This is a genomic window from Enterobacter sp. E20 (assembly GCF_000801755.2).
In the GTDB taxonomy this organism is placed as follows: domain Bacteria; phylum Pseudomonadota; class Gammaproteobacteria; order Enterobacterales; family Enterobacteriaceae; genus Enterobacter; species Enterobacter asburiae_B.
The window spans coordinates 675,342-700,381 of the sequence record NZ_CP012999.1 but is presented as its reverse complement, the minus strand read 5'-3'; the positions used below and the strand labels follow the sequence as shown (position 1 = coordinate 700,381).

Annotated in this window: 21 protein-coding genes and 1 pseudogene; 4 read left to right on the top strand and 18 right to left on the bottom strand. The window is 55.8% G+C overall.

Annotation, left to right across the window (positions count from 1 at the left end):
• Window positions 1–64: 64 nt before the first annotated feature.
• From NI40_RS03300 to NI40_RS24255, 10 genes and pseudogenes are all read right to left on the bottom strand, one after another.
• Window positions 65–298, bottom strand: coding sequence for a YgdI/YgdR family lipoprotein (locus NI40_RS03300; RefSeq protein WP_023310357.1), 234 nt, complete (start codon window positions 296–298; stop codon window positions 65–67).
• 138 nt (window positions 299–436) lie between these two features.
• Window positions 437–3,661, bottom strand: coding sequence for a carbamoyl-phosphate synthase large subunit (gene carB / locus NI40_RS03295; protein WP_039260850.1), 3,225 nt, complete (start codon window positions 3,659–3,661; stop codon window positions 437–439).
• An 18-nt stretch (window positions 3,662–3,679) separates the two neighbouring features.
• Entirely contained in the window at window positions 3,680–4,828 is a 1,149-nt protein-coding gene (carA, locus tag NI40_RS03290) for a glutamine-hydrolyzing carbamoyl-phosphate synthase small subunit (RefSeq protein ID WP_039260851.1), read from the bottom strand.
• Window positions 4,829–5,281: 453 nt separating this feature from the next.
• Entirely contained in the window at window positions 5,282–6,103 is an 822-nt protein-coding gene (gene dapB / locus NI40_RS03285; protein WP_029740868.1) for a 4-hydroxy-tetrahydrodipicolinate reductase, read from the bottom strand.
• Between the two features lie 205 nt (window positions 6,104–6,308).
• Entirely contained in the window at window positions 6,309–7,259 is a 951-nt protein-coding gene (gene ispH, locus NI40_RS03280) for a 4-hydroxy-3-methylbut-2-enyl diphosphate reductase (protein WP_033144603.1), read from the bottom strand.
• A 1-nt stretch (window position 7,260) separates the two neighbouring features.
• A complete protein-coding gene (gene fkpB, locus NI40_RS03275) occupies window positions 7,261–7,710 on the bottom strand; it encodes an FKBP-type peptidyl-prolyl cis-trans isomerase (RefSeq protein ID WP_003856450.1) in 450 nt (149 codons plus the stop codon).
• A 52-nt stretch (window positions 7,711–7,762) separates the two neighbouring features.
• The gene (gene lspA, locus NI40_RS03270; RefSeq protein ID WP_033144602.1) at window positions 7,763–8,263 is read right to left on the bottom strand and encodes a signal peptidase II; all 501 of its coding nucleotides are present in this window, start codon (window positions 8,261–8,263) and stop codon (window positions 7,763–7,765) included.
• On the bottom strand, window positions 8,263–11,079 hold the full coding sequence (ileS, locus tag NI40_RS03265) for an isoleucine--tRNA ligase (RefSeq protein WP_039260853.1): 2,817 nt from the start codon (window positions 11,077–11,079) through the stop codon (window positions 8,263–8,265). The genes lspA and ileS overlap by 1 nt, the downstream gene beginning before the upstream one ends.
• Window positions 11,080–11,124: 45 nt before the next feature.
• The gene (gene ribF / locus NI40_RS03260; protein WP_023310350.1) at window positions 11,125–12,051 is read right to left on the bottom strand and encodes a bifunctional riboflavin kinase/FAD synthetase; all 927 of its coding nucleotides are present in this window, start codon (window positions 12,049–12,051) and stop codon (window positions 11,125–11,127) included.
• A gap of 7 nt (window positions 12,052–12,058) precedes the next feature.
• A pseudogene (locus tag NI40_RS24255) lies at window positions 12,059–12,277 on the bottom strand (DUF2575 domain-containing protein).
• A 101-nt stretch (window positions 12,278–12,378) separates the two neighbouring features.
• On the opposite strand from NI40_RS24255, the gene rpsT reads away from it, so the two are divergent.
• Window positions 12,379–12,642, top strand: a complete 264-nt coding sequence (rpsT, locus tag NI40_RS03255; RefSeq protein WP_003856458.1) for a 30S ribosomal protein S20 — start codon at window positions 12,379–12,381, stop codon at window positions 12,640–12,642.
• A 57-nt stretch (window positions 12,643–12,699) separates the two neighbouring features.
• Here rpsT and nhaR read toward each other — a convergent pair whose 3' ends face one another.
• The 4 genes from nhaR to dnaK all read right to left on the bottom strand — a co-directional run bounded on the left by nhaR (window position 12,700) and on the right by dnaK (window position 18,152).
• On the bottom strand, window positions 12,700–13,599 hold the full coding sequence (nhaR, locus tag NI40_RS03250; RefSeq protein ID WP_032660752.1) for a transcriptional activator NhaR: 900 nt from the start codon (window positions 13,597–13,599) through the stop codon (window positions 12,700–12,702).
• A 58-nt stretch (window positions 13,600–13,657) separates the two neighbouring features.
• Entirely contained in the window at window positions 13,658–14,833 is a 1,176-nt protein-coding gene (gene nhaA, locus NI40_RS03245; RefSeq protein WP_039260856.1) for a Na+/H+ antiporter NhaA, read from the bottom strand.
• A gap of 172 nt (window positions 14,834–15,005) precedes the next feature.
• Window positions 15,006–16,151 carry a molecular chaperone DnaJ gene (gene dnaJ, locus NI40_RS03240; protein ID WP_023310347.1) on the bottom strand — a complete coding sequence of 382 codons (1,146 nt, stop codon included), beginning with the start codon at window positions 16,149–16,151 and terminating at the stop codon, window positions 15,006–15,008.
• Between the two features lie 87 nt (window positions 16,152–16,238).
• The gene (dnaK, locus tag NI40_RS03235; RefSeq protein WP_023310346.1) at window positions 16,239–18,152 is read right to left on the bottom strand and encodes a molecular chaperone DnaK; all 1,914 of its coding nucleotides are present in this window, start codon (window positions 18,150–18,152) and stop codon (window positions 16,239–16,241) included.
• A gap of 296 nt (window positions 18,153–18,448) precedes the next feature.
• On the opposite strand from dnaK, the gene satP reads away from it, so the two are divergent.
• Window positions 18,449–19,015, top strand: a complete 567-nt coding sequence (satP, locus tag NI40_RS03230) for an acetate uptake transporter (protein ID WP_008502042.1) — start codon at window positions 18,449–18,451, stop codon at window positions 19,013–19,015.
• On the opposite strand, the gene NI40_RS03225 is transcribed toward satP, so the two are convergent.
• The 3 genes from NI40_RS03225 to tal all read right to left on the bottom strand — a co-directional run bounded on the left by NI40_RS03225 (window position 18,992) and on the right by tal (window position 22,088).
• Entirely contained in the window at window positions 18,992–20,314 is a 1,323-nt protein-coding gene (locus NI40_RS03225; RefSeq protein WP_039260858.1) for an MFS transporter, read from the bottom strand. The genes satP and NI40_RS03225 overlap by 24 nt on opposite strands.
• Window positions 20,315–20,436: 122 nt before the next feature.
• Window positions 20,437–21,024, bottom strand: a complete 588-nt coding sequence (gene mog / locus NI40_RS03220; protein WP_023310343.1) for a molybdopterin adenylyltransferase — start codon at window positions 21,022–21,024, stop codon at window positions 20,437–20,439.
• A gap of 110 nt (window positions 21,025–21,134) precedes the next feature.
• Window positions 21,135–22,088, bottom strand: a complete 954-nt coding sequence (tal, locus tag NI40_RS03215) for a transaldolase (RefSeq protein ID WP_023310342.1) — start codon at window positions 22,086–22,088, stop codon at window positions 21,135–21,137.
• A gap of 262 nt (window positions 22,089–22,350) precedes the next feature.
• On the opposite strand from tal, the gene NI40_RS03210 reads away from it, so the two are divergent.
• Complete coding sequence (locus NI40_RS03210) at window positions 22,351–23,781, top strand: alanine/glycine:cation symporter family protein (RefSeq protein WP_039260859.1); 1,431 nt, start codon at window positions 22,351–22,353, stop codon at window positions 23,779–23,781.
• A gap of 66 nt (window positions 23,782–23,847) precedes the next feature.
• Complete coding sequence (yaaA, locus tag NI40_RS03205; protein ID WP_039260860.1) at window positions 23,848–24,621, top strand: peroxide stress protein YaaA; 774 nt, start codon at window positions 23,848–23,850, stop codon at window positions 24,619–24,621.
• A gap of 32 nt (window positions 24,622–24,653) precedes the next feature.
• Here yaaA and NI40_RS03200 read toward each other — a convergent pair whose 3' ends face one another.
• Entirely contained in the window at window positions 24,654–24,956 is a 303-nt protein-coding gene (locus tag NI40_RS03200; protein ID WP_039260862.1) for a DUF2502 domain-containing protein, read from the bottom strand.
• Window positions 24,957–25,040: the final 84 nt, after the last annotated feature.

The window sequence follows — 25,040 nt, the reverse complement described above, 5'->3', positions numbered from 1 at the left end:
TGTAGTCAGTAATTCAACAGGCTAATAGTGAATATTATTGACGGGCTTACGTCAGAATTCTGAATTAGTTATCTAGCTCGCCCATGGATTTCACCTGGTCACGGTTGATCTGCTCGGTTTGACCGGTTTCGGCGTTTTTGTACGACACCAGACCGGTATCGTCATCCACCTGAGGTTTGCCGTCGGTGACAATGGTTTTGCCATCGGTGGTTTTTACGGCCTGATTAGACGAACAGCCCGCAACGGTAAACATTGTCGTGGCAGCCAGAACGGAAGCGATCAGTAATTTATTTTGCATGGTGTTTTCCCCTGCTCTCAGTTGAATTTCGTTATCGACCTAACTATTTTAGGCTAACTGACTGAAAGCGGATGAAAAACCAGAAGGTTCTGAAGATGGGAGAATGCCCGGCAGCCGAACGGCACCGGGCATTTTTACTTATTTGCTAATCTGCGCGTGCATTTCCTGCACTGAAATCACCTTCTCGGTGGCATCCGCGTTCAGCGCCATGGCCGTCGCGAAACCGCCGTTCAGGGTGGTGTCGTAGTGCACTTTGTACTGCAGCGCGCTGCGGCGAATCAGCTTGGAGTCTTCAATCGCCTGGCGGCCTGCGGTGGTGTTGATGATGTAGGTGTATTCGCCATTCTTGATACGGTCCTGAATGTGCGGACGACCTTCATGCACCTTGTTCACCAGACGCGGGTTGATGCCGGCTTCGCCCAGCACAATCGCGGTACCGTGGGTCGCGTCCAGCTCGAAGCCCTGTTTCAGCAGCTTGGCGGCCAGGTCAACCACGCGCTCTTTGTCGCCTTCGCGAACGGAGAGCAGCGCACGGCCTGATTTTCTCATGGTGGAGCTACTGCCCAGCTGCGCCTTCGCGAACGCTTCTGCGAAGGTGCGGCCCACGCCCATCACTTCCCCGGTAGAGCGCATTTCTGGCCCTAACAGCGGGTCAACGCCCGGGAATTTGTTGAACGGCAGCACCACTTCTTTCACCGAGTAGTACGGTGGAATGATCTCTTTGGTCACGCCCTGCTGCGCCAGCGTCTGGCCCGCCATCACGCGCGCCGCCACTTTCGCCAGCGGTACGCCGGTGGCTTTGGAGACGAACGGTACGGTACGTGCCGCACGCGGGTTGACTTCAATCAGGTAGACTTCGTTGTCTTTCACCGCAAACTGGACGTTCATCAGACCGCGAACCTGCAGCTCGAAGGCCAGCTTCTGCACCTGCTGGCGCATCACGTCCTGAATCTCCTGGCTCAGCGTGTAGGCTGGCAGAGAACAGGCGGAGTCGCCGGAGTGCACGCCCGCCTGCTCGATGTGCTCCATGATGCCGCCAATCAGCACCATTTCGCCGTCGCAGATGGCGTCAACGTCCACTTCTACCGCGTCGTCGAGGAAGCGGTCGAGCAGCACAGGCGCATCGTTGGAGACGCTCACCGCGGTCTGGAAGTAGCGACGCAGGTCGGCTTCGTCATACACGATTTCCATCGCGCGGCCGCCCAGCACGTAGGAAGGACGCACCACCAGCGGGTAGCCAATCTCTTTCGCCTTCTCAACGGCCATTTCAATGGCGGTGACGGTGGCGTTCGCCGGCTGTTTCAGCTTCAGACGGTCAACCGCCTGCTGGAAACGCTCGCGGTCTTCCGCACGGTCAATCGCGTCCGGGCTGGTGCCGATAACCGGCACGCCTGCTGCTTCCAGCGCGCGCGCCAGCTTCAGCGGGGTCTGGCCGCCGTACTGCACGATAACGCCTTTTGGCTTCTCGATGCGCACGATTTCCAGCACGTCTTCCAGGGTAACCGGCTCGAAGTAGAGGCGATCAGAGGTGTCGTAGTCGGTAGAGACGGTTTCCGGGTTACAGTTGACCATGATGGTCTCGTAACCGTCTTCGCGCAGCGCCAGCGAGGCGTGTACGCAGCAGTAGTCGAACTCGATGCCCTGGCCGATACGGTTTGGACCGCCGCCCAGCACCATAATCTTGTCGCGGTCGACGGACGGGTTCGCTTCGCACTCGTCTTCATAGGTGGAGTACATGTAGGCGGTGTCGGTCGAGAATTCAGCCGCACAGGTGTCCACGCGCTTGTAGACCGGGTGCAGGTCGTACTGGTCGCGCAGCTTGCGGATTTCCGCTTCACGCACGCCCGCCAGCTTAGCCAGACGCGCATCGGCGAAGCCTTTGCGCTTCAGCACGCGCAGGAAGTCAGCGTCCAGGCCGTTGATGCCCAGCTCCGCTACCTGCTCTTCCAGACGCACCAGCTCTTCAATCTGCACCAGGAACCAGCGGTCGATGTTGGTCAGGTTGAACACGCCGTCGACGGACAGGCCCGCACGGAAGGCATCGGCGATATACCAGATACGCTCTGCGCCCGCGTCTTTCAGCTCGCGGCGGATTTTGGTCAGCGCTTCCGGGTCGTCCAGGCTCACTTTCGGGTCAAAACCGGTCGCGCCGACTTCGAGGCCGCGCAGCGCTTTCTGCAGGGATTCCTGCTGCGTGCGGCCAATCGCCATCACTTCACCGACAGATTTCATCTGGGTGGTCAGACGGTCGTTCGCGCCCGCGAATTTCTCGAAGTTGAAGCGTGGAATTTTGGTCACAACGTAGTCGATGGACGGCTCGAAGGACGCAGGGGTGCGGCCACCGGTGATGTCGTTCATCAGCTCGTCGAGGGTGTAACCCACCGCCAGCTTCGCCGCCACTTTCGCAATCGGGAAGCCGGTCGCTTTAGAGGCCAGCGCGGAGGAACGGGACACGCGCGGGTTCATTTCGATAACAATCAGACGGCCTGTTTTCGGGTTCACCGAGAACTGCACGTTAGAACCGCCGGTTTCCACGCCGATTTCACGCAGTACCGCCATCGAGGCGTTACGCATGATTTGATACTCTTTGTCGGTCAGGGTCTGGGCTGGCGCAACGGTGATGGAGTCACCGGTGTGGATACCCATCGCATCGAAGTTTTCGATGGAGCAGACGATGATGCAGTTGTCGTTTTTATCACGCACCACTTCCATCTCGTACTCTTTCCAGCCAATCAGCGATTCATCAATCAGCAGCTCTTTGGTTGGAGAGAGATCCAGACCGCGTTCGCAAATCTCTTCGAACTCTTCGCGGTTATAGGCGATACCGCCGCCGGTGCCGCCCATGGTGAACGATGGACGGATGATGCACGGATAGCCCACGTCAGCCGCGACGGCCAGCGCTTCTTCCATATTGTGTGCGATACCGGAACGCGCGGTGTCGAGGCCGATTTTCTTCATAGCCACGTCGAAGCGGCGACGGTCTTCTGCTTTATCAATCGCGTCGGCGGTCGCACCAATCATGGTCACGCCGAACTCTTCCAGCACGCCCTGACGCTCCAGCTCCAGCGCACAGTTCAGCGCCGTCTGGCCGCCCATGGTTGGCAGCACCGCGTCCGGACGCTCTTTCTCGATGATTTTACGTACCACTTCCCAGTGAATCGGCTCGATATAGGTCGCATCGGCCATTTCCGGGTCGGTCATGATGGTTGCCGGGTTAGAGTTTACCAGGATTACGCGGTAACCCTCTTCACGCAGGGCTTTACACGCCTGCGCGCCGGAGTAGTCGAATTCGCAGGCCTGGCCGATGACGATCGGGCCAGCGCCAAGGATCAGGATGCTTTTTATGTCTGTACGTTTTGGCATTGTCTTCTCGGCTCCTGATTATTTAGCGGTCTTACGGTATTGCTCGATAAGTTCGATGAAGTGATCGAACAGCGGCGCGGCGTCGTGTGGGCCCGGGCTGGCTTCCGGGTGACCCTGGAAGCTGAATGCTGGCTTATCGGTGCGATGAATTCCCTGCAGGGTGCCATCGAACAGCGACTTATGGGTCACGCGCAGGTTAGCCGGCATCAAGGATTCATCGACAGCAAAGCCGTGGTTCTGCGCGGTGATCATCACCGTGTTGTTATCGATGTCTTTCACCGGGTGGTTACCACCGTGGTGGCCGAACTTCATCTTAACGGTGTTCGCACCGCTCGCCAGCGCCAGCAGCTGATGGCCAAGGCAGATGCCGAATACCGGGATGTCGGTTTCCAGGAAGGACTTGATGGCGGCGATGGCGTAATCGCACGGCGCCGGGTCGCCAGGGCCGTTGGACAGGAAAATACCGTCCGGATTCATCTTCAGCACGTCTTCGGCAGACGTTTGTGCCGGAACCACCGTCAGGCGGCAGCCGCGGTCAACCAGCATGCGCAGGATGTTGCGCTTGGCGCCGAAATCGTAGGCCACCACGTGGAACGGCAGCTCGCTCTCTTTTTTCGCTTCAGGCAGGTCGCCTTCCAGCGTCCAGCTACCCTGAGTCCAGCTGTAGGCTTCAGCGGTCGTCACTTCTTTCGCCAGGTCCATGCCGTTCAGGCCCGGGAAGGCTTTCGCTTTTTCCAGCGCCAGCGTCGCATCGAGGTTATCACCCGCGATGATGCAGCCGTTCTGTGCACCCTTCTCGCGCAGCAGACGCGTTAACTTACGGGTATCGATATCGGCAATCGCCACGATGTTATGGCGCTTCAGGTAAGAAGAGAGGTCTTCGGTATTGCGGAAGTTGCTGGCAATCAGCGGCAGGTCGCGGATGACCAGGCCTTGCGCATGTACCTGAGAAGATTCTTCGTCAGCCGCATTGGTGCCGACATTGCCGATATGAGGATAAGTAAGAGTAACGATTTGGCGAGAATAGGAAGGATCAGTGAGGATTTCTTGATAACCGGTCATTGAAGTATTGAAAACGACTTCCCCAACCGCCGAACCCGTTGCCCCTATGGCCCGACCGATAAACTGGGTTCCGTCTTCCAGAACCAATAGCGCTGACTTAATCAAAACACCCTCCAGAGAATATTCACTCACTTTATTTGCATATTAATTCATAGCATGTCATGGATCAATGCAAATGTGTTGCCAGCGGATTTTTGGCAAACGGCGGCATTCTGGGGATTTGGTGGGTAAAAGTCAACTTAAAACGGATATTTTGTTTACTCTTTTGCAAGCCTGGCGAGTGGAATGCGGCTTAAGCGACAAAAAGATCAGGTAAATCACTGCGGAAAACGCTTGCGTGCCAGGTTTAATGAAAAATGAGCTAGCGCAGCACCATAAAGTGGACCAGATGGTCAAAATTTACATTTCAGTAACGTTAAAACGCTATAATAGATAGATATTTAGAGCATTAAGTAAAAATACGCTATGAAACAGATAAAATAAAAGGGCAATAAAATATTGCCCTATGCAATCAAACAATTACGACTGCAATAACCACATCACGATGGGTAATAATGCTTACAAATTGTTGAGATCGAGCACATCTCGCATATCAAAAAGGCCATCTTTCTTGTTTTTAAGCCACAAGGCGGAACGTACGGCGCCGTTGGCGAACGTCATTCGGCTGGAGGCTTTATGCGTAATTTCGACGCGTTCGCCAATATCGGCGAACATCGCCGTGTGTTCGCCGACGATGTCACCCGCTCGAACGGTTGCGAAACCAATAGTGCCAGGAACGCGTTCGCCGGTGTAACCTTCACGCGTATAGACCGCGCAGTCTTTTAAATCTTTATCAAGTGCATGAGCAATCGCTTCGCCCATCGCCAGCGCCGTACCTGATGGCGCATCAACTTTGTAACGGTGGTGAGCTTCTACGATCTCGATATCGGTATAGTTACCCATCACCTTCGCGGCCTTCTCCAGCAGCTTCAGCATGACGTTAACGCCCACGCTGAAGTTTGCCGCGAAGACAATCGCAATCTCTTTTGATGCATCCTGGATAGCCTGCTTGCCCGCATCGTCAAAACCGGTGGTGCCAATCACCATCCCCTTGCCGTGCTGACGACAAAACGCCAGATGCGCGAGCGTCCCTTCCGGGCGGGTAAAATCGATGAATACATCGAAGTCCTCTTTTACCGCCTCCAGGCTGCTTTGCACGGTAACGCCCGTGTGGCCTGCGCCCGCCAGCTCACCGGCATCGGTCCCCAGAAGTGAAGAACCTTCACGTTCCAGTGCCGCGCCAAGCGCGACGCCATCCATCTGAAGTGCCGCCTGAATAAGCTGACGGCCCATACGTCCACCCGCGCCCGCAATGGCGACACGGATCTGTGCATCATGCATAGTTATTCTCTTACGTTAAAATGATGTAAACCGTTTTCAGATTAACCAGCCTTGAGAAGCACTGCCAACTGAAAACACCGATAATTAGAATTTAACGTGAAACCGACTTAAATATCAGTAAAAGACATGATTTTGTCGTCACGATAAAGTAACGGGTAAAAAAAAGGCCAGCACAGGAGGTGCTGGCCTTTCATCAGAAAAAGGACTATTCGACTTCGCGGGCGTCGATGCGCAGTTCTTTCGGGACTTCAAAAACAATGTTTTCTTCACGCCCTTCCAGCGGCACCGCTTCGCCACCGCCCAGTTCCTGCAAACGAGAAATGACGTTCTGTACCAGAATATCTGGCGCAGACGCCCCGGCCGTCACGCCGACACAGGCCGCGTGCTTAACCCACGCTTCCTGAATATCCGACGCGTCATCAATCAGGAAAGCCGCTTTCCCCATGCGTTGCGCCAGTTCGGCCAGACGGTTGGAGTTAGACGAGTTTTTGGAGCCGACTACCAGCACCACATCCGCCTTTTCAGCCAGTGCGCGCACCGCTTCCTGACGGTTAGTGGTCGCGTAGCAGATATCATCCTTACGCGGGCCAACGATTTTCGGGAAGCGCTGACGCAGCGCGTCAATCACGTCTGAAGTATCGTCTACGGAGAGCGTCGTCTGGGTCATAAACGACAGACGGGCTTCATTTTTCACGTTCAGCGTAAAGACATCTTCAGGCGACTCAACCAGATACATCCCCCCTTCCGGGTTGCTGTACTGGCCCATGGTGCCTTCGACTTCCGGATGACCGGCATGGCCAATCAGAATCGACTCTTCACCACGGCGGCTGGCGCGCGCCACTTCCATATGCACTTTTGTCACCAGCGGACAGGTGGCATCGAATACGGTCAGATCGCGGCTTTTCGCTTCGTTACGTACCGCCTGAGAGACGCCGTGCGCGGAGAAGATCAGGATCGCACCGTCCGGCACTTCGCTGATTTGTTCAATAAAGATGGCACCGCGCTCGCGCAGGCTGTCGACCACGTAGCGGTTGTGCACCACTTCGTGACGCACATAAATCGGCGCGCCGTAAATCTCCAGCGCGTTTTCAACAATGCTGATAGCGCGGTCTACACCGGCGCAGAAGCCGCGCGGGTTAGCCAACAGGATCTGCATTTCAGGCCTCCAGTGCAGGATCGATTTCCAGCACTTCAACATCAAAATGAACGGTACGCCCGGCAAGCGGATGGTTGAAGTCAACGGTAATAGAGTCGCCGTTGATCTCGCGGATCACGCCAGGCATTTCGCTGCCGTCCATAGCGGTAAAGAGCATAATCGCTCCGATCTCCGGTTCACCCGCGTCCATAAACTCGCGGCGCGAGAAATACTGGATCAGGTCCGGACTCGGCACGCCAAACGCGGCATCCGGCTCCAGCGAAAAGGCTTTTTTCTCACCCTCTTTCAGGCCCAGAAGCTGCTGCTCAAGACCTTCAGACAGGGAGGTATCGCCAAGACGAAACAGGGCCGGTTTGCCGTTATTGCGGGTGGATTCGGCCGTGGAGCCGTCATCCAGCTTCAGCGTGAAGTGAACGAGAACCGCGCTGTTGCTCTGTACGGATTTAGACATGCAAATTGCTCGCTTGTTTTGCCCGGTAGCATTACGCCACCGGGCGAGTGTGTTACGCCTGCTCTTTCGCGGCCGGTTTAGGCAAGAAGCCTTCCAGCACGATTAACGCCGCACCGATACAAATTGCCGTATCGGCCAGGTTAAAGGTCGCGAAGTGCCAGTCGCCGACGTAGAAGTCGATCATATCGACCACAAAGCCGTGCCACAGACGGTCAAACAGGTTGCCCAGCGCGCCGCCAATGATCAGCGCGTAGGCAATGTTATTCAGCTTTTGCGTGGCCTTCGAGCGGTACATCAGCACCGCGAGGATCACGCAGATACCGAGAGCGATACCCGCAAAGAACCAGCGCTGCCAGCCACCGCTGTCGGCAAGGAAACTAAACGCTGCGCCGTAGTTACGCGCGTAGTGCAGGTTAAGCGACGGGAACAGCGGAACCGTCTCCCCCAGAGCAAAATTCTGGAGGATCAGGAACTTGCTGCCCAGATCGATAATCAGCACCACCACAACCAGCCACAGCCAGCGCAGTCCTGTTGAACAGAGAGTTTTACTCATCAGGCAAACTTACGTTTTTCGCCGTCACCGGCGACGTTGCTTACACAGCGTCCGCAGATGTCTGCGTGTTCCGCCACCTGGCCAACATCGGTGGTGTAATGCCAGCAACGCGGGCATTTCTCACCGTCGGCTTTGCTCAGCGCGACTTTCAGTCCTTTGAGCAGCTCGCTCTGCTGAGCATCAGCAGAAGCATCGGCATAATCCGCAACTTTCGCACCGGAGGTCAACAGGACAAATCGTAATTCATCGCCCAGCGCCGTCAGCTTCGCCGCCAGCTCCGGTTCGGCATACAGCGTAACTGCCGCTTCCAGAGAGCCGCCGACTTTCTTGTCCGCGCGCGCCTGCTCGATAACCTTGTTCACTTCGCCACGCACTTTGAGCAGCTCGTCCCAGAAGGCATCGTTCATCGCTTCGGTGCTGGAGAGATCGAACAGACCTTCGTACCACTCGCCCGTGAACACATACTTCTCACGGTCGCCCGGCAGGTAGCCCCAGATTTCATCCGCGGTGAAGGACATGATCGGCGCCATCCAGCGCACCAGCGCTTCTGCGATGTGGAACAGCGCGGTCTGGCAGCTACGACGCGCCACGCTGTCCGCTTTCGCGGTGTACTGGCGGTCTTTGATGATGTCGAGGTAGAACGAGCCCATCTCGATGGAGCAGAAGCGCATCAGGCGCTGCACCACTTCGTGGAAGTCGTAAGACTCATAGGCTTTCAGGATATCTTCCTGCGCCGCTTTCGCGCAGCCTACCGCCCAGCGGTCCAGCACCACCATCTCTTCCGGTTTCACCATGTCTTTTGCCGGATCGAACCCGTTCAGGTTCGCCAGCAGGAAGCGCGCGGTGTTACGGATACGACGATAGCTGTCGGCAGCACGCTTCAGTATCTCGTCAGACACCGCCATTTCGCCGGTGTAATCGGTAGAGGCTACCCACAGACGCAGAATGTCTGCGCCCAGCTTGTTCATCACATCCTGCGGAGAAACGGTGTTACCGATAGATTTGGACATCTTACGGCCCTGACCATCCACGGTGAAGCCGTGAGTCAGTACCTGACGGTAAGGCGCTTTACCCTTCATGGCGGTGGAGATCATCAGAGATGACATGAACCAGCCGCGGTGTTGGTCAGACCCTTCCAGATACATATCGGCAGCGTGACCGGCAAATTCCGGACGCACGTCAACCACGGAAGAGTGGGTAGACCCGGAGTCGAACCACACGTCCAGGGTATCCGGCACTTTCTCGTAGTTGTCTGCGTCAGCGCCCAGGATGTCGCGGGAGTCGAGATCCCACCACGCCTGAATACCGTCAACTTCGACGCGTTTCGCCACTTCTTCCATCAGTTCCAGGGTGTTTGGGTGCAGCTCCTGCGTCTCTTTATGCACGAACAGAGACATCGGCACGCCCCAGGTACGCTGACGGGAGATACACCAGTCAGGACGGTTAGCCACCATGGATTCGATACGCGCCTGGCCCCAGTCAGGGATCCACTGCACGCCTTTGATCTCTTTCAGAGACTGCTCGCGCAGGCCTTTCTGATCCATGCTGACGAACCACTGCGGGGTCGCACGGAAGATGATCGGCGTTTTATGACGCCAGCAGCACGGATAGCTGTGCTGCATTTTTTCAACGTGCAGCAGCGCGCCGCTGGTACGCAGCATGTCGACGATGATGTCGTTCGCCTTGAAGACGTTGATACCGTCCAGCGCCGGATAGGTGCCTGGCAGGTAAGATCCGTCCGGACCAACCGGGTTAGCGATTTCCAGACCGTACTTCAGGCTGATGTTGTAGTCATCAGGACCGTGGCCACCGGCGGTATGCACCGCACCGGTACCCGCTTCCAGCGTCACGTGGTCGCCCAGGATCGCCGGAACGTCGAAGTCCAGGAACGGGTGCTTGAAGCGCATCAGCTCCAGCGCGTCGCCTTTCACGGTGCCCAGCACGGTGTAGTCGCTGATATGGGCGCGCTTCAGCACGCTCTCAACCAGATCTTTCGCCAGGATAACCGCCTGACCGTCAATCTGCACCAGCGCGTATTCGAACTCACCGGACAGGGAGATCGCACGGTTGGCCGGCAGGGTCCACGGGGTGGTGGTCCAGATCACCAGAGAGATCGGGCCGTTTACCGAGGAGACGCCAAATTTAGCTTTCACCGCATCCTGATCGACAGCGTTGAACGCCACGTCGATAGACGGAGAGGTTTTGTCGTAATACTCAACTTCCGCTTCTGCCAGCGCAGAGCGGCAGTCCACGCACCAGTGCACCGGCTTAGCGCCTTTGTGCAGGTGGCCGTTACCGATGATTTTACCCAGCGCACGGATGATGTTGGCTTCAGTTTTGAAATCCATGGTCAGGTATGGGTGCGACCAGTCGCCCAGCACGCCCAGACGGATGAAGTCAGCGCGCTGACCGTCAACCTGCGTGGCTGCGTATTCGCGGCACTTCGCACGGAACTCGGCGGCGGTGAACTTCTCACCCGGCTTGCCGAACTCTTGCTCCACTTTCAGCTCGATTGGCAGACCGTGGCAGTCCCAGCCCGGAACGTAAGGCGAGTCATATCCCGTGAGGCCTTTGGACTTCACGATAATGTCTTTCAGAATCTTGTTAACCGAGTGACCAATATGAATGCTGCCATTCGCATATGGAGGGCCATCATGCAGAATGAAGGTTTTTTTGCCTTTTTTGGCTGCACGAATGATGCCGTACAGGTCATCATCGGTCCAACGCGCCAGCATTCCCGGTTCGCGCTTGGCGAGATCGCCGCGCATCGGGAACCCTGTTTCCGGCAAATTCAGGGTTGATTTATAGTCACTCATCAGATTCTCGGTTCCGTATTTATCACGTAGGCAGTTAAGCCGGGTTCAAAGCCCAAAAAACTCGCGGGCCGTCAATTCATCTCGCGCAATTTGCGCTTTTAGTTCATCCAGCGAACCAAATCGCTGCTCGTTGCGTATTTTTTTACGCAGTATCACATCTATATGGCGACCATAGAGGTCCATTACAACGTCCAGCAGGTGCACTTCTAACTGTTGACGCACACCGGCGACGGTCGGACGCGTGCCAATGTTGGCGACGCCGTAGAACGGCTTATCGCCCAGTCCTGCCACTTCCACCGCATACACCCCTTTAACCGGGGAAACCTGACGACGCAGCGGTATATTCGCCGTCGGGAAGCCAATCGTGCGGCCCAGCGCATCGCCATGGACCACGCGGCCAGAGATGGTGAACGGATGGCCCAGCAGGGTTTCTGCCGTGTCCAGGTCATCATTAGCCAGCGCCTGACGCACCGCCGTGCTGCTGACGCGCACGCCGCCTTCGCAGAAGGTCATCGCGCTGGTGACGTCAAATCCGTACTCCAGACCAGCCTTCTGTAATAGCAAGAAATCGCCCTGACGACCAGCGCCAAAGCGGAAATCATCGCCCACGGCAAGAAACTGTACGCCAAGACGCTTAACCAGCAGGTCGCTGACGAAATTTTGTGCTGTCAGCGCGGCAAAGCGACGATCGAAACGTAAACACAATACATAGTCCACGCCGGACTCCGCCAGATAGCGCAATTTCTCGCGCAGGCGAGTGAGTCGGGCGGGAGATTTATCGCCCGCGAACAATTCCAGCGGCTGCGGCTCGAAAATCATCACTACAACGGGCAGGCCACGGGCCTCCCCTTCTTTCCGCAATCCCTGCAACAGCGCCTGATGACCACGATGCACGCCGTCGAAATTACCAATAGTCAGCACGCACCCGTGTGGCGCGCTGCTGAGATTATGTATGCCGCGTATCAGCTTCATGTCTGGCTCAAAACAGTGAAAATCGCCAAAGTATACCTTGTACAGCGGTTAAGGTTAACCGGCGATTGTTCGCGCAAAACAGAAAGCCGTAATGATTTCATCAGGCTGACCTTTCGCAGCGAAAAAATCTGCTCGTGAACTGCGATTTTTATGCCGAAAGGCTGTATTCAGGGAAGACAAGCTGGTAGAATCCTGCGCCATCACTACGTAACGTAGCGTCGCTAATTAACGGCGCTTATTTGCACAAATCCATTGACAAAAGAAGGCAAAGAGGGCATATTCCTCGGCCTTTGAATTGTCCACATAGAACATATTTGGGAGTTGGACTTGGCTAATATCAAATCAGCTAAGAAACGTGCCGTTCAGTCTGAAAAGGCTCGTAAGCACAACGCAAGCCGTCGCTCTATGATGCGTACTTTCATCAAGAAAGTATACGCAGCAATCGAAGCAGGCGACAAAGCTGCAGCGCAGAACGCATTTAACGAAATGCAACCAATCGTGGATCGTCAGGCTGCTAAAGGTCTGATCCACAAAAACAAAGCAGCGCGTCATAAAGCAAACCTGACCGCGCAGATCAACAAACTGGCTTAATCGCTACTTGTTGTTGCTTGTTTAAAGAACCCGCTTAACGCGGGTTTTTTTATGCCTTCAGATTGCCGGTGGCGTAAACAGCGCCGAGTAGTCACGGTTGCAGATTCGCTGCACCGCCGGGTGCTGAATCATTCTTTCGGCAAATATGGCGTGATACTCCTCCATCACGTTATCCACTCTGCCTATCTCCGTAATCTTGTCGTCTGAATAGAGATCGTGCGCGTACAGCGTCGGCGCAACGAAGATCGCATTATGCGCTTCGCCAAAGGCTTTCATCAGCGCCGCATCGTCGAACTCACCGAGGATTTCTACCTTAAGCCCCTGCGAATTAAACCAGTTCAGCAGCTTGCGTCCGAGCATGGAACGTCTTCCCGGCACCAGCAGGCGGCGCTCTTCAAGGCACGCGGGGAACGGTTTTTCCGGCGGCGGGTTAATGCACCAGAAGCTTACGCCGCATTCGCCAATTTTCACCGAGAACAGCCCTTCCTGCTGGGTGGAGTCGATCGGGCAGTCCGAGATTATCATGTCCAGCTTGTGCTGGCTCAGCTGTTCCAGCAGCATCTCGTGGGTGGATTCAAAGCAGCGCAGATGGATTTGCTCATCTTCCACCACCGCCGCATCCAGCACGCCGCTCACCAGCCGCTTGGACAGCGCATCCGCCACGCCCACGTCAAAGAGCAGGTTCGACTCTTTGCGGTAGTTGACGATATCCAGCATCTCCTGGCTCAGGGTGAACATTTTGTCCGCATAGCGGAACACCAGTTCACCCAATTCGCTGGGTTCAATCCCACGCCCTTTACGCTTGAACAGCTTGCCCTGCAGGCGCTCTTCCAGGGCCTTGATTTGCCCGGTGATGGTTTGCGGCGTCAGGTAGAGCGCCTCTGCCGCCCCCACCACCGAGCCCTGTTTATAGACGTGCCAGAAGTAGTACAGATGGTTGTAATTTAAATGAGACATCGCGTCTTCTCTCCCTGAGTGTGTATCGGGAGAAGGATCGCCTTCTCCCGGTGTTCCGTTATGCCTGGACAGCCTGTCCGGACAACTTCACCTTCAACAAGGTATAACCGATTACCGCGGCCAGTAATGACCCGATGAGAATGCCGAGTTTAGCCCAGACGATAAGCTCAGGCGCATGCGTACCAAACGCCAGTGTCGAAATAAAGATCGACATTGTAAACCCGATTCCACACAGCACGCCGACGGCCATAATTTGCGAAAACGTGGTGCCATGCGGCAATGACGCCAGCTTCAGCTTCGTCGCCAGCCAGCAGAAGAGGCTAATGCCCAGCGGCTTACCGATAAACAGCCCGGCAATGATGCCCAGCGGCAGCACGGACGTCAGCCCGTCCAGCGTCACGCCGCCGAGGGAAACGCCCGCGTTGGCAAACGCAAACAGCGGCAGGATCATAAAAGCAACCCAAGGGTGCAACACGTGCTCCAGCTGTTTGGCAGGCGACTTGCCGTCCTGCGGTTTTAGCGGCACGAAGAAGCCCACAATCACGCCTGCCAGCGTGGCGTGCACGCCGGATTTCAGCACCGCCGTCCACAGCACCATCCCCACCAGGATATAGATACCGATGCGGCGAACATTGAAGATGTTCAGCAGCGCCAGCACCGCAATCGCCCCGGCGGCGACGCTCAGGGACAGGATCGACAGATCGCTGGTGTAGAACAGCGCGATAATCACAATGGCGCCCAGGTCATCGATGATCGCCAGCGCCATCAGGAAGATTTTCAGGGCCACCGGCACGCGGCTACCGAGCAAGGCTAAGACACCGAGCGCAAAGGCGATATCCGTCGCGGCCGGGATCGCCCAGCCGTCACGCGCAACAGGATCCTGCCAGGTGAACGCCAGGAAGAGCAACGCCGGAACGACCATTCCGCCAATCGCTGCGATCACCGGAAACGCCGCGCGCTGGCGGCTGGCAAGCGAGCCCAGAACCAGCTCACGCTTAACCTCAAGACCCACCAGCAGGAAGAACACCGCCATTAGCGCATCGTTGATCCACAGCAGCATGTTCTTATTAATTTCCAGCGCCCCGACCTTCAGCTCAACGGGCGTTTCCAGAAATGCATGGTAGAGATCCTGCGTGATGCCAAGGTTAGCCAGCACCATCGCGGCCGCTGCGGCAATAATCAGGATCACGCCACCGGACGCCTCACTGCTAAAGAAACGGTGTAGTAATTTCATTTAAGTTCTCTCTTTTACAACAATACCTCGATAAAACCATAATACCAAGCCAAATAGCTCGGCAAAAACAGATTAATGTTGAGTATAGACTCAGTTTAACCGAGCTATACGCGCAAATAAAAAAGCCCGGAATCGCTTCCGGGCTTTGAGAAGATGAAAACCAGCTAACGAATTAGCGAGTCAAATCATCGAAGAATTTTTTGACGCCATCGAAGAAGCTTTTGGAACGCGGGCTGTTTTTCTCGCCCGTCGGGCCGCCAAAGCTCTCCTGCAGCTCTTTCAGCAGCTGTTTCTGCTTGTCGTTCAGGCCAACCGGCGTTTCGACGACGACGCGGCACAGCAGGTCGCCCTGCGCGCCACCGCGAACGGATTTAACGCCTTTCCCGCGCATGCGGAACAGCTTGCCGGTCTGGGTTTCCCCAGGCACTTTCAGGTTCACGCGACCGTCCAGCGTTGGCACTTCGATTTCGCCACCGAGTGCCGCCATCGCGAAGTTGATCGGCACTTCGCAGTACAGGTTATTACCTTCACGCTCGAAGATGGCGTGCTGTTTCACCTGCACCTGAACGTACAGATCGCCTGCCGGTGCGCCGTGCTCGCCTGCTTCGCCCTCACCGGCCAGACGGATGCGGTCGCCCGTATCGACGCCAGCCGGGATTTTAACGGACAGGGTCTTGGTTTTCTCAACGCGACCGTGGCCGTGGCATTTGGTGCACGGATCTTTAATCAGCGTGCCGCGACCGTGACAGTGCGGACAGGCCTGCTGTACCGCGAAGAAGCCCTGGCGCATCTGTACCTGACCAGAGCCGTGACAGGTTGGACAGGTCTGAGGCTGTGTGCCCGCTTTCGCGCCGCTGCCGTGGCAAACGTCACACTCTTCCAGCGTCGGGATACGGATCTCTTTGGTTACGCCGCGAACGGCCTCTTCCAGCGTCAGCTCCATGTTGTAGCGCAGGTCCGCGCCGCGCGCCGCGCGCTGACGACCACGGCCGCCGCCGAAAATGTCGCCAAATACATCGCCAAAGATATCGCTGAAGTCAGCGCCGCCGCCAAAGCCGCCGCCGCCGAATCCACCGCCGCCCATGCCGCCCTGTTCAAAGGCAGCGTGACCGTACTGGTCATAGGCCGCACGTTTTTGTGCATCGGTCAGGACTTCGTAGGCTTCTTTGATCTCTTTAAATTTGGCTTCAGCCTCTTTGTCACCCTGGTTACGGTCCGGGTGGAATTTCATGGCCAGGCGCTTGTACGCCTTTTTGATTTCACGCTCTTCCGCAGTTTTCGGAACGCCTAAAATCTCATAATAGTCTTGCTTTGCCATTGGTTTTTTTAAGCCCCTTAACATGCGAGCACGGGCGTGGAGAGTTCTCCTACGCCCGTGCCGATTAATTACCCTGCATCAGGGCGATTATTTTTTATCTTTAACTTCTTCGAACTCAGCGTCGACAACGTCGTCGTCTTTCGCGTTGTTCGCCGAAGCGTCAGCGCCCGCCTGCTGTTGAGCGTGCTGCTGCTGAGCGATTTCCATCAGCTTCTGAGAAGCCTGCGCCAGTTCCTGCATCTTCGCTTCGATGTCCGCTTTGTCTTCACCTTTCAGTGAGGATTCCAGCGCGCTCAGTGCAGCTTCGATAGCAGTCTTGTCTTCCGCTGGCAGTTTATCGCCTGCTTCTTCAACCTGCTTACGGGTGCTGTGCAGCAGATGGTCACCCTGGTTACGGGTCTGAACCAGCTCTTCGAACTTACGGTCGGATTCCGCGTTAGCTTCGGCATCGCGAACCATTTTTTCGATTTCCGCTTCGTTCAGGCCAGAAGATGCCTTGATGGTGATCTTCTGCTCTTTACCGCTGTTTTTGTCTTTCGCAGACACGTGCAGGATACCGTCAGCATCGATGTCGAAGGTGACTTCGATCTGCGGCATGCCGCGCGGTGCCGGGTTAATACCGTCCAGGTTGAACTGACCCAGAGATTTGTTATCCGCCGCACGCTTACGCTCACCCTGAATCACATGGATGGTTACCGCAGACTGGTTGTCTTCAGCGGTAGAGAACACCTGGCTGTGTTTCGTTGGGATGGTGGTGTTTTTGTTGATGAGCGCAGTCATCACACCGCCCATGGTTTCGATACCCAGAGACAGCGGGGTAACGTCCAGCAGCAGTACGTCTTTAACTTCACCGGTCAGTACGCCCCCCTGAACCGCAGCACCGATTGCGACCGCTTCGTCCGGGTTAACGTCTTTACGTGGCTCTTTACCAAAGAACTCAGCCACTTTCTTCTGAACCATTGGCATACGCGTCTGACCACCGACCAGGATAACGTCCTGGATATCGGATACGGACAGGCCAGCGTCCTGCAGAGCAACTTTCAGCGGCTCGATTGAACGGTTCACCAGGTCTTCTACCAGGCTTTCCAGTTTCGCACGGGTCACTTTGATGTTCATGTGTTTAGGACCGGTCGCGTCTGCAGTGATGTACGGCAGGTTCACGTCGGTCTGCTGAGCGGAAGACAGCTCGATCTTCGCTTTCTCAGCGGCTTCTTTCAGGCGCTGCATGGCCAGCGGGTCGTTACGCAGGTCAATGCCCTGATCTTTCTTGAACTCGTCAACGAGGTAGTTGATCAGACGGGTATCGAAGTCTTCACCACCCAAGTGGGTATCACCGTTGGTTGCCAGAACTTCGAAGGTTTTTTCGCCGTCAACTTCGTCGATTTCGATAATAGAGATATCGAAGGTACCACCACCCAGGTCGTAAACCGCGATAGTACGGTTGCCAACTTCTTTATCCAGACCGTAAGCCAGGGCAGCAGCGGTTGGTTCGTTGATGATACGTTTTACTTCCAGACCTGCGATACGGCCAGCATCTTTGGTTGCCTGACGCTGAGCATCGTTGAAGTAGGCAGGTACGGTGATAACAGCTTCAGTTACCGGCTCACCCAGGTAATCTTCAGCGGTTTTCTTCATTTTTTTCAGCACTTCAGCAGAAATCTGCGGTGGTGCAGTTTTGGTGCCTTTCACATCAAGCCATGCATCGCCGTTATCTGCCGCGATGATTTTGTAAGGCATGATGGAAACGTCACGCTGAACTTCTTCGTCCTGGAAGCGGCGGCCGATCAGGCGTTTAATCGCAAACAGGGTGTTTTGCGGGTTTGTCACTGCCTGACGTTTAGCCGGCTGACCAACCAGAGTTTCACCATCCTGGGTATAAGCAATGATAGAAGGCGTGGTGCGATCGCCCTCGGCGTTCTCCAGCACGCGTGCAGTAGTGCCATCCATAATCGCTACACAAGAGTTGGTAGTACCCAAGTCGATACCAATAATTTTACCCATCTAAACGTCTCCACTAAAAATTCAGTCAACATGTGGTTGTGTACCTGTAATAAGGGCAGAACGTGCTTTTTCAACTGCCCAGATTTGATTTTTTTCAGGTCCACACACTGCGGTTGACTACAAGATGGGGTCGCGACGGCATCCATCAAGGGGCAAGCATAAAAAAAATTTTAATTTCACCCTGATGAGATCATAGACGCCACCGATTGCGCCCATTATGATGCCGCGCCCAGTCAGGGAGAACTGACGCGGGTTTAACCATTTCACCATATTAATGATGATTTTTTTGAGGACTTATGGGCAACACTAAGTTGGCTAATCCGGCTCCGCTGGGCCTGATGGGTTTTGGCATGACCACTATCCTGCTGAACCTGCACAATATCGGGATGTTCCCGATGGATGGCATCATCCTGGCGATGGGCATTTTTTACGGCGGTATCGCGCAAATCTTCGCGGGCCTGCTGGAATATAAGAAAGGCAATACCTTCGGCTTAACCGCCTTCACCTCTTACGGTTCTTTCTGGCTGACCCTGGTTGCCATTCTGCTGCTGCCTAAAATGGGCATGGCAGACGCGGCAAACGCCCACTTCCTGGGCGTTTACCTGGGCCTGTGGGGCGTCTTCACCCTGTTCATGTTCTTCGGTACCCTGAAAGGTAACCGCATGCTGCAGTTCGTTTTCCTGAGCCTGACCGTGCTGTTCGCCCTGCTGGCGATCGGTCACCTGGTGGATAACGAAGGCATCGTTCATGTTGCAGGCTGGATTGGTCTGGTTTGCGGCGCAAGCGCTATCTACCTCGCAATGGGTGAAGTGCTGAACGAGCAGTTTGACCGCACCGTTCTACCGATTGGTGAAAAACACTGATCCCTCTGTCGTGTCCGCTTCGCGGGCACGACATCCCCTCATCTGCCCCAGCCAAATTCCTAATACCAGCCCCATCAGCGAGAGCGCGAGCACATACCAGGCTGGCGCCATCGGCGAAACACCCATCAGCACCGTCACCGCAATCGGCGTCAGCCCGCCGAAAATGGCATACGACACGTTGTAGGAAAATGAGATCCCGGTGAAGCGTACCTCCGGCGGGAAAGCTCGCACCATGACGTAAGGCACAGCACCCACTACGCCCACGCACAGCCCCACCACGCCGTACAGCAGGAACAGCTGTTCAGGATGGCTGCCCGCCAGATGGTAAAACGCCCAGCTTGATGCGGCCAGTAACAGGCTGCCGACGATAAAGGTAACGCTGGCGCCGAAACGATCTGCCGCCAGCCCGGCGGCCAGACAGCCAAAGCAGAGCATGATTGTCGCGATACTGTTCGCCTGTAACGTCACGGCAGGGGCGAAACCGTACTGCTTTTGCAGCCACACCGGGGACATCAATATCACCACCACAATGCCCGCCGAAAGCAGCCAGGTGAGCAGCATCGACACCACCACCGCTTTTTTATGACGTACCACGACCGCCTTCACCGGCAGCTCCTGCGCCAGCGCTTTGCGCTGCTGCATCTCGAGGAAAATCGGCGTCTCCTGCAGCCAGCGGCGCAGGTACATCGCGACCAGACCAAACGCCCCGCCCAGCAGGAACGGAATACGCCAGCCCCAGTCGTGCACGGCCTGCTGCGTCATGCTGGTGTTGACAATTGTCGCGACGACGGAACCGAGCAAAATCCCTACCGTTAAGCCCGCGGTTAAGGTTCCGCAGGCGATTCCAATGCGGCGCGCCGGAACATGCTCCGCGACAAACACCCACGCGCCCGGCACTTCACCGCCAATCGCCGCGCCCTGAAGAACGCGCATCAGCAACAGCAGCAACGGAGCGAGAATGCCCATCGAGGCATAGGTGGGCAGCAGACCAATAGCCAGCGTCGGCACGGCCATCAGCAGGATGCTAAGGGTAAACATCTTCTTGCGCCCGACCAGATCGCCAAAGTGGGCCATGATAATGCCGCCCAGCGGACGCGCCAGATACCCGGCGGCAAAAATGCCGAAGGTTTGCACCTGACGCAGCCAATCCGGGATATCCGCCGGGAAGAAGAGTTCTCCCACGACGGCGGCGAAGAAGACGAAGATGATAAAGTCGTAAAACTCCAGCGCACCGCCTAAGGCCGCGAGCGTGAGAGTTTTGTAGTCCTGTCGATTCAGAGGTCGGGTGTTATGTGACATAGCGAACCATTTTGCGTTTGTTGTGGATTTATTTTTACAGCAGTCGTAAAGAAAAAATTACTATACCGTAAAAGCTTTACCACGCTATCGCCGCTTCAGCTAATGTCACATATTGGTTAATTTCAGGAGATTGTTTCGCGACGTGCGTTTTTCGGGCGAAAAGCTGCTACCACTTTCTCATCGGTTTCCACATAGGGGCCGTCAAGCAGCTGTATACAATACGGTACACTTGCAAAGATGCCGTGAACGAGGACGCTGCCATCTTCCGCTTTCAGCCCTTCCAGCGTCTCTTTGATCGACTTCGGCTGCCCCGGCAGGTTCAGAATTAACGCCTGCTTGCGGATCACTCCCACCTGGCGGGAAAGAATGGCCGTCGGGACAAAGTGTAGACTTATCTGGCGCATCTGCTCGCCAAAGCCCGGCATTTCACGATCGGCAATCGCCAGCGTTGCGTCCGGCGTCACGTCGCGGCGCGCGGGGCCGGTTCCGCCCGTCGTCAGAACAAGGTGGCAGCTCATCTCATCCACCAGCTCGCAGAGCGTCTGCTCGATGATCGGCTGTTCGTCAGGGATCAGGCGGGTCTGAATGTCAAAGGGGGTGGTCAGCGCGCTGCCAAGCCACTCTTCCAGAGCGGGGATGCCTTTATCCTGGTAAACACCGCTGGAGGCGCGGTCAGAAATCGACACTAGGCCGATGCGTAAGGTATTCATATCCATTCCATTCAAAAAGTACTGATTAAAGGGAATGATACACGCAGAGAGGAGATTCAGACAGGGTACGAAAGAAGTCGCGTGACCGGAAGCCCGGTCACGCAGAATGATTACAGCAGGTCGCCGATCATTTTTTCCAGTTTGCCCTGGTCAACAGCAAACTTACGGATACCGTCCGCCAGCTTATCTACAGCCATTGGATCCTGGTTGTGCTGCCACAGGAACTCGGATTCAGTGATGCGCTCTGGGCGTGCTTTCACTTCACCGGTGTAAGACAGCTTACGCTCGATGGTACCTTCGCTTTCTGCCAGCTCTTTCAGCAGCGCAGGGGCGATGGTCAGGCGGTCGCAGCCAGCCAGCTCGATGATTTCACCGACGTTACGGAAGCTTGCGCCCATAACCACAGTCTCATAGCCGTGCTGTTTGTAGTATTCGTAGATTTCAGTAACAGAAACCACGCCTGGATCTTCAGCCGGCGCGTACTCTTTCTTATCGGTGTTGGCTTTGTACCAGTCCAGAATACGGCCCACGAACGGAGAAATCAGGTATACGCCTGCTTCTGCACATGCACGCGCCTGCGCGAAGGAGAACAGCAGGGTCAGGTTACAGTTGATACCGTCTTTTTCCAGCTGCTCTGCCGCGCGGATACCCTGCCAGGTAGAAGCCAGTTTGATCAGGATACGGTCGTTGCTGATGCCTGCATCGTTGTACATTTTGATCAGACGTTTCGCTTTGGCGATAGACGCTTCGGTGTCGTAGGAGAGACGTGCATCCACTTCGGTAGAGATACGGCCAGGAACCAGCTTCAGGATTTCCAGACCGATGTTCACTGCCAGTTTGTCGGTGGCATCCACAACCTGCTGCGCGCGGTCGTTGCTCTGTGCTTTCGCCCAGGTCACTGCGTCGTCAATCAGTTTGCGATACTCAGGGATCTGTGCGGCGTTAAGGATCAGAGAAGGGTTAGTTGTGGCATCCTGCGGCTGGTACAGCTTCATTGCCGCGATATCTCCGGTGTCAGCTACGACAGTGGTGAACTGACGAAGGGAGGTCAATTTATCCGTCATGATAGTGTTTCTCTTTTAACGTGCCCTGGATAATTCACGCTACCGACAGCATGTCTGCAGCGGAAAAATGACAGGTTTACTTGTTAGGGGGATGTAACCGGTCTGCCCTGATGATAACACGACGGAGGGGTAGCGCAACCGCAGACAGTGCGCTTAGGTAGAGTATGGTAAACTCGGAAGATTAACAGGCTGCTAAGCAACAGCATGCCCAATCAGTGGTAGCGCTTACATATTCACTTTGGCATCAACAAGAGGGACGTTAATGCCTGATTTCTTTTTCTTTATTAACGAAGTCCTGTGGGGTTCGATAATGATTTACCTGCTTCTGGGAGCAGGTATTTGGTTTACGCTACGCAGTGGGTTTATCCAGTTTCGTTATATTTGCAAGTTTGGCAGAAGTCTGAAAAACAGCGTTACGCCCCAGCAGGGCGGATTAACGTCGTTCCAGGCACTCTGTACCAGCCTGGCGGCACGCCTCGGCAGCGGGAATCTGGCGGGCGTTGCGCTGGCCATCAGCGCCGGCGGGCCAGGCGCGGTCTTCTGGATGTGGGTGACGGCGCTACTCGGAATGGCCACCTCCTTTGCCGAAAGTTCGCTCGCCCAGCTGTATAAAGAGAAAGATAAAAACGGCCAGTTTCGCGGCGGTCCTGCCTGGTACATGGCGCGTGGTTTGGGGATGCGCTGGATGGGCGTTCTGTTCTCGCTTTTTTTACTGCTCGCATACGGCCTTATTTTTAATACCGTCCAGGCAAATTCTGTCGCCAATGCCCTGCGCTATGCCTTCTCCTGCCCGGAGTGGGTCGCCGGTATTGCTTTAGCCCTCGTCGTTCTGCTCACCATTTCTGCCGGTCTCAGGGGCGTTGCCCGCCTGATGCAGTGGCTGGTTCCCGTTATGGCGCTGCTTTGGGTGGTCGCGAGCCTGTTCGTCGCCGCACGGCATATCGACCAGGTGCCTGGCGTGATTGCGACCATCATCAAAAGCGCTTTTGGCTGGCGCGAGGTAGCCTCCGGGGCGCTGGGCTACACCTTTAGCCAGGCGCTGATGGCGGGTTTTCAACGGGGCATGTTCTCCAATGAAGCCGGTATGGGATCAACCCCCAACGCGGCCGCTGCCGCCTCTTCCTGGCCGCCACACCCGGCCGCACAGGGCATTGTGCAGATGATTGGCGTCTTTACCGATACCATTATCATCTGTTCCGCCAGCGCCATGATTTTGCTGCTGGCAGGCCCCGTCCCGCATTCTTCTGGAACCGCCGGGATACAGCTTCTCCAGCAGGCGCTGGTGAACCTGACCGGCGGCTGGGGTGCAGGTTTTGTCTCGCTCGTCCTGGTGCTGTTTGCCTTCAGCTCGATTGTAGTGAATTACCTCTACGCCGAAAATAACCTTATTTTCCTGAAGCTCGACTCGCGCGCCGCAATCGGAACCCTGCGGCTCGCGGTCATACTGATGATCATCGCTGGCTCCTTCCTCAGTATGCCGCTGGTCTGGCAGCTGGCCGATATCATTATGGCGCTGATGGCGATCACGAACCTCACCGCTATCCTACTGCTCTCGCCCGTTGTGACCCTGATTGCCAGGGACTATCTGCGTCAGCGCAAACTCGGCGTTCCGCCGGTATTTGATCCCGCCCGCTATCCCGATATTAAGGCGCAGCTTGCCCCCGGCACGTGGGATGATTTGCCGCGGCAATAACAGCTATCGATCAATTCAGGGCGATTTTTTGCTAAAGTCGCTCTAAATTTCCTGCAAGGACTGGATATGCTGATTCTGATTTCACCTGCAAAAACGCTCGACTACCAGAGCCCGCTCGCCACCGAGCGCTATACCCAGCCTGAACTGCTGGACTACTCGCAACAGCTGATCCGCGAAGCGCGTAAGCTCTCTGCGCCGCAAATCGCCTCGCTGATGAGCATCAGCGACAAGCTGGCCGATCTTAACGCGACCCGCTTTCACGAGTGGCACCCGGATTTCACCCCGGCTAACGCTCGCCAGGCGATTCTGGCGTTTAAAGGTGATGTCTACACCGGCCTGCAGGCGGAAGATTTTAGCGAAGCCGATTTCGATTTTGCCCAGCAGCATCTGCGCATGCTGTCGGGTCTGTACGGCGTACTGCGCCCGCTGGATCTGATGCAGCCGTATCGTCTGGAGATGGGGATTCGCCTGGAAAATGCCAAAGGCAAAGACCTGTATCATTTCTGGGGCGATATCATTACCGACAAGCTGAACGCGGCGCTGCACGCTCAGGGCGATAACGTGGTGATTAACCTGGCATCCGACGAATACTACAAGTCGGTGAAGCCGAAAAAGCTGGATGCGGAGATTATCAAACCGGTGTTCCTCGACGAGAAGAACGGTAAGTTCAAAGTGATCAGCTTCTACGCTAAGAAAGCGCGCGGCCTGATGAGCCGCTACATCATCCAGAACCGCCTGACGAAGCCGGAGCAGTTAACCAAATTTAACAGCGAAGGCTATTTCTTTGACGAGGCGTCGTCGGGGAAAGGCGAGCTGGTGTTTAAGCGCCACGAGCAGTAAAAACAAACCCCGCCAGCTGGCGGGGTTTTGCATTAATGGTGTTTCCAGTCCGGGCCGCGATCGTCGCGGCGGTCATCGTGGTGATGGTCATCGTGACGATCGTCGTGTTTACGGTGCTCATCATGTGGACGCCAGTGGTTATCACGCCAGTCATAATGCGCCTTCCACCAGTCGTGGTCGCGCCAGCGGCCGCCGTCCCAGTAATGCCCGTTGTTATCCTGGTCGCCAATCTGCAGTTTGACCGCCGGTACGAGGGTAATTTCAGATGCCTGAACCGCCATGGGGGCGGCCAGCACCAGTGAAAGCGCGATGAGTGCAGGTTTCAGTGTAGACACAGGTGACTCCTTATTCTTCTTGCCCAACGTGGGCCGATGTAAGGAGAGTACGCGAGGGGAACGGGGGATGTTATTCTCTGCAAT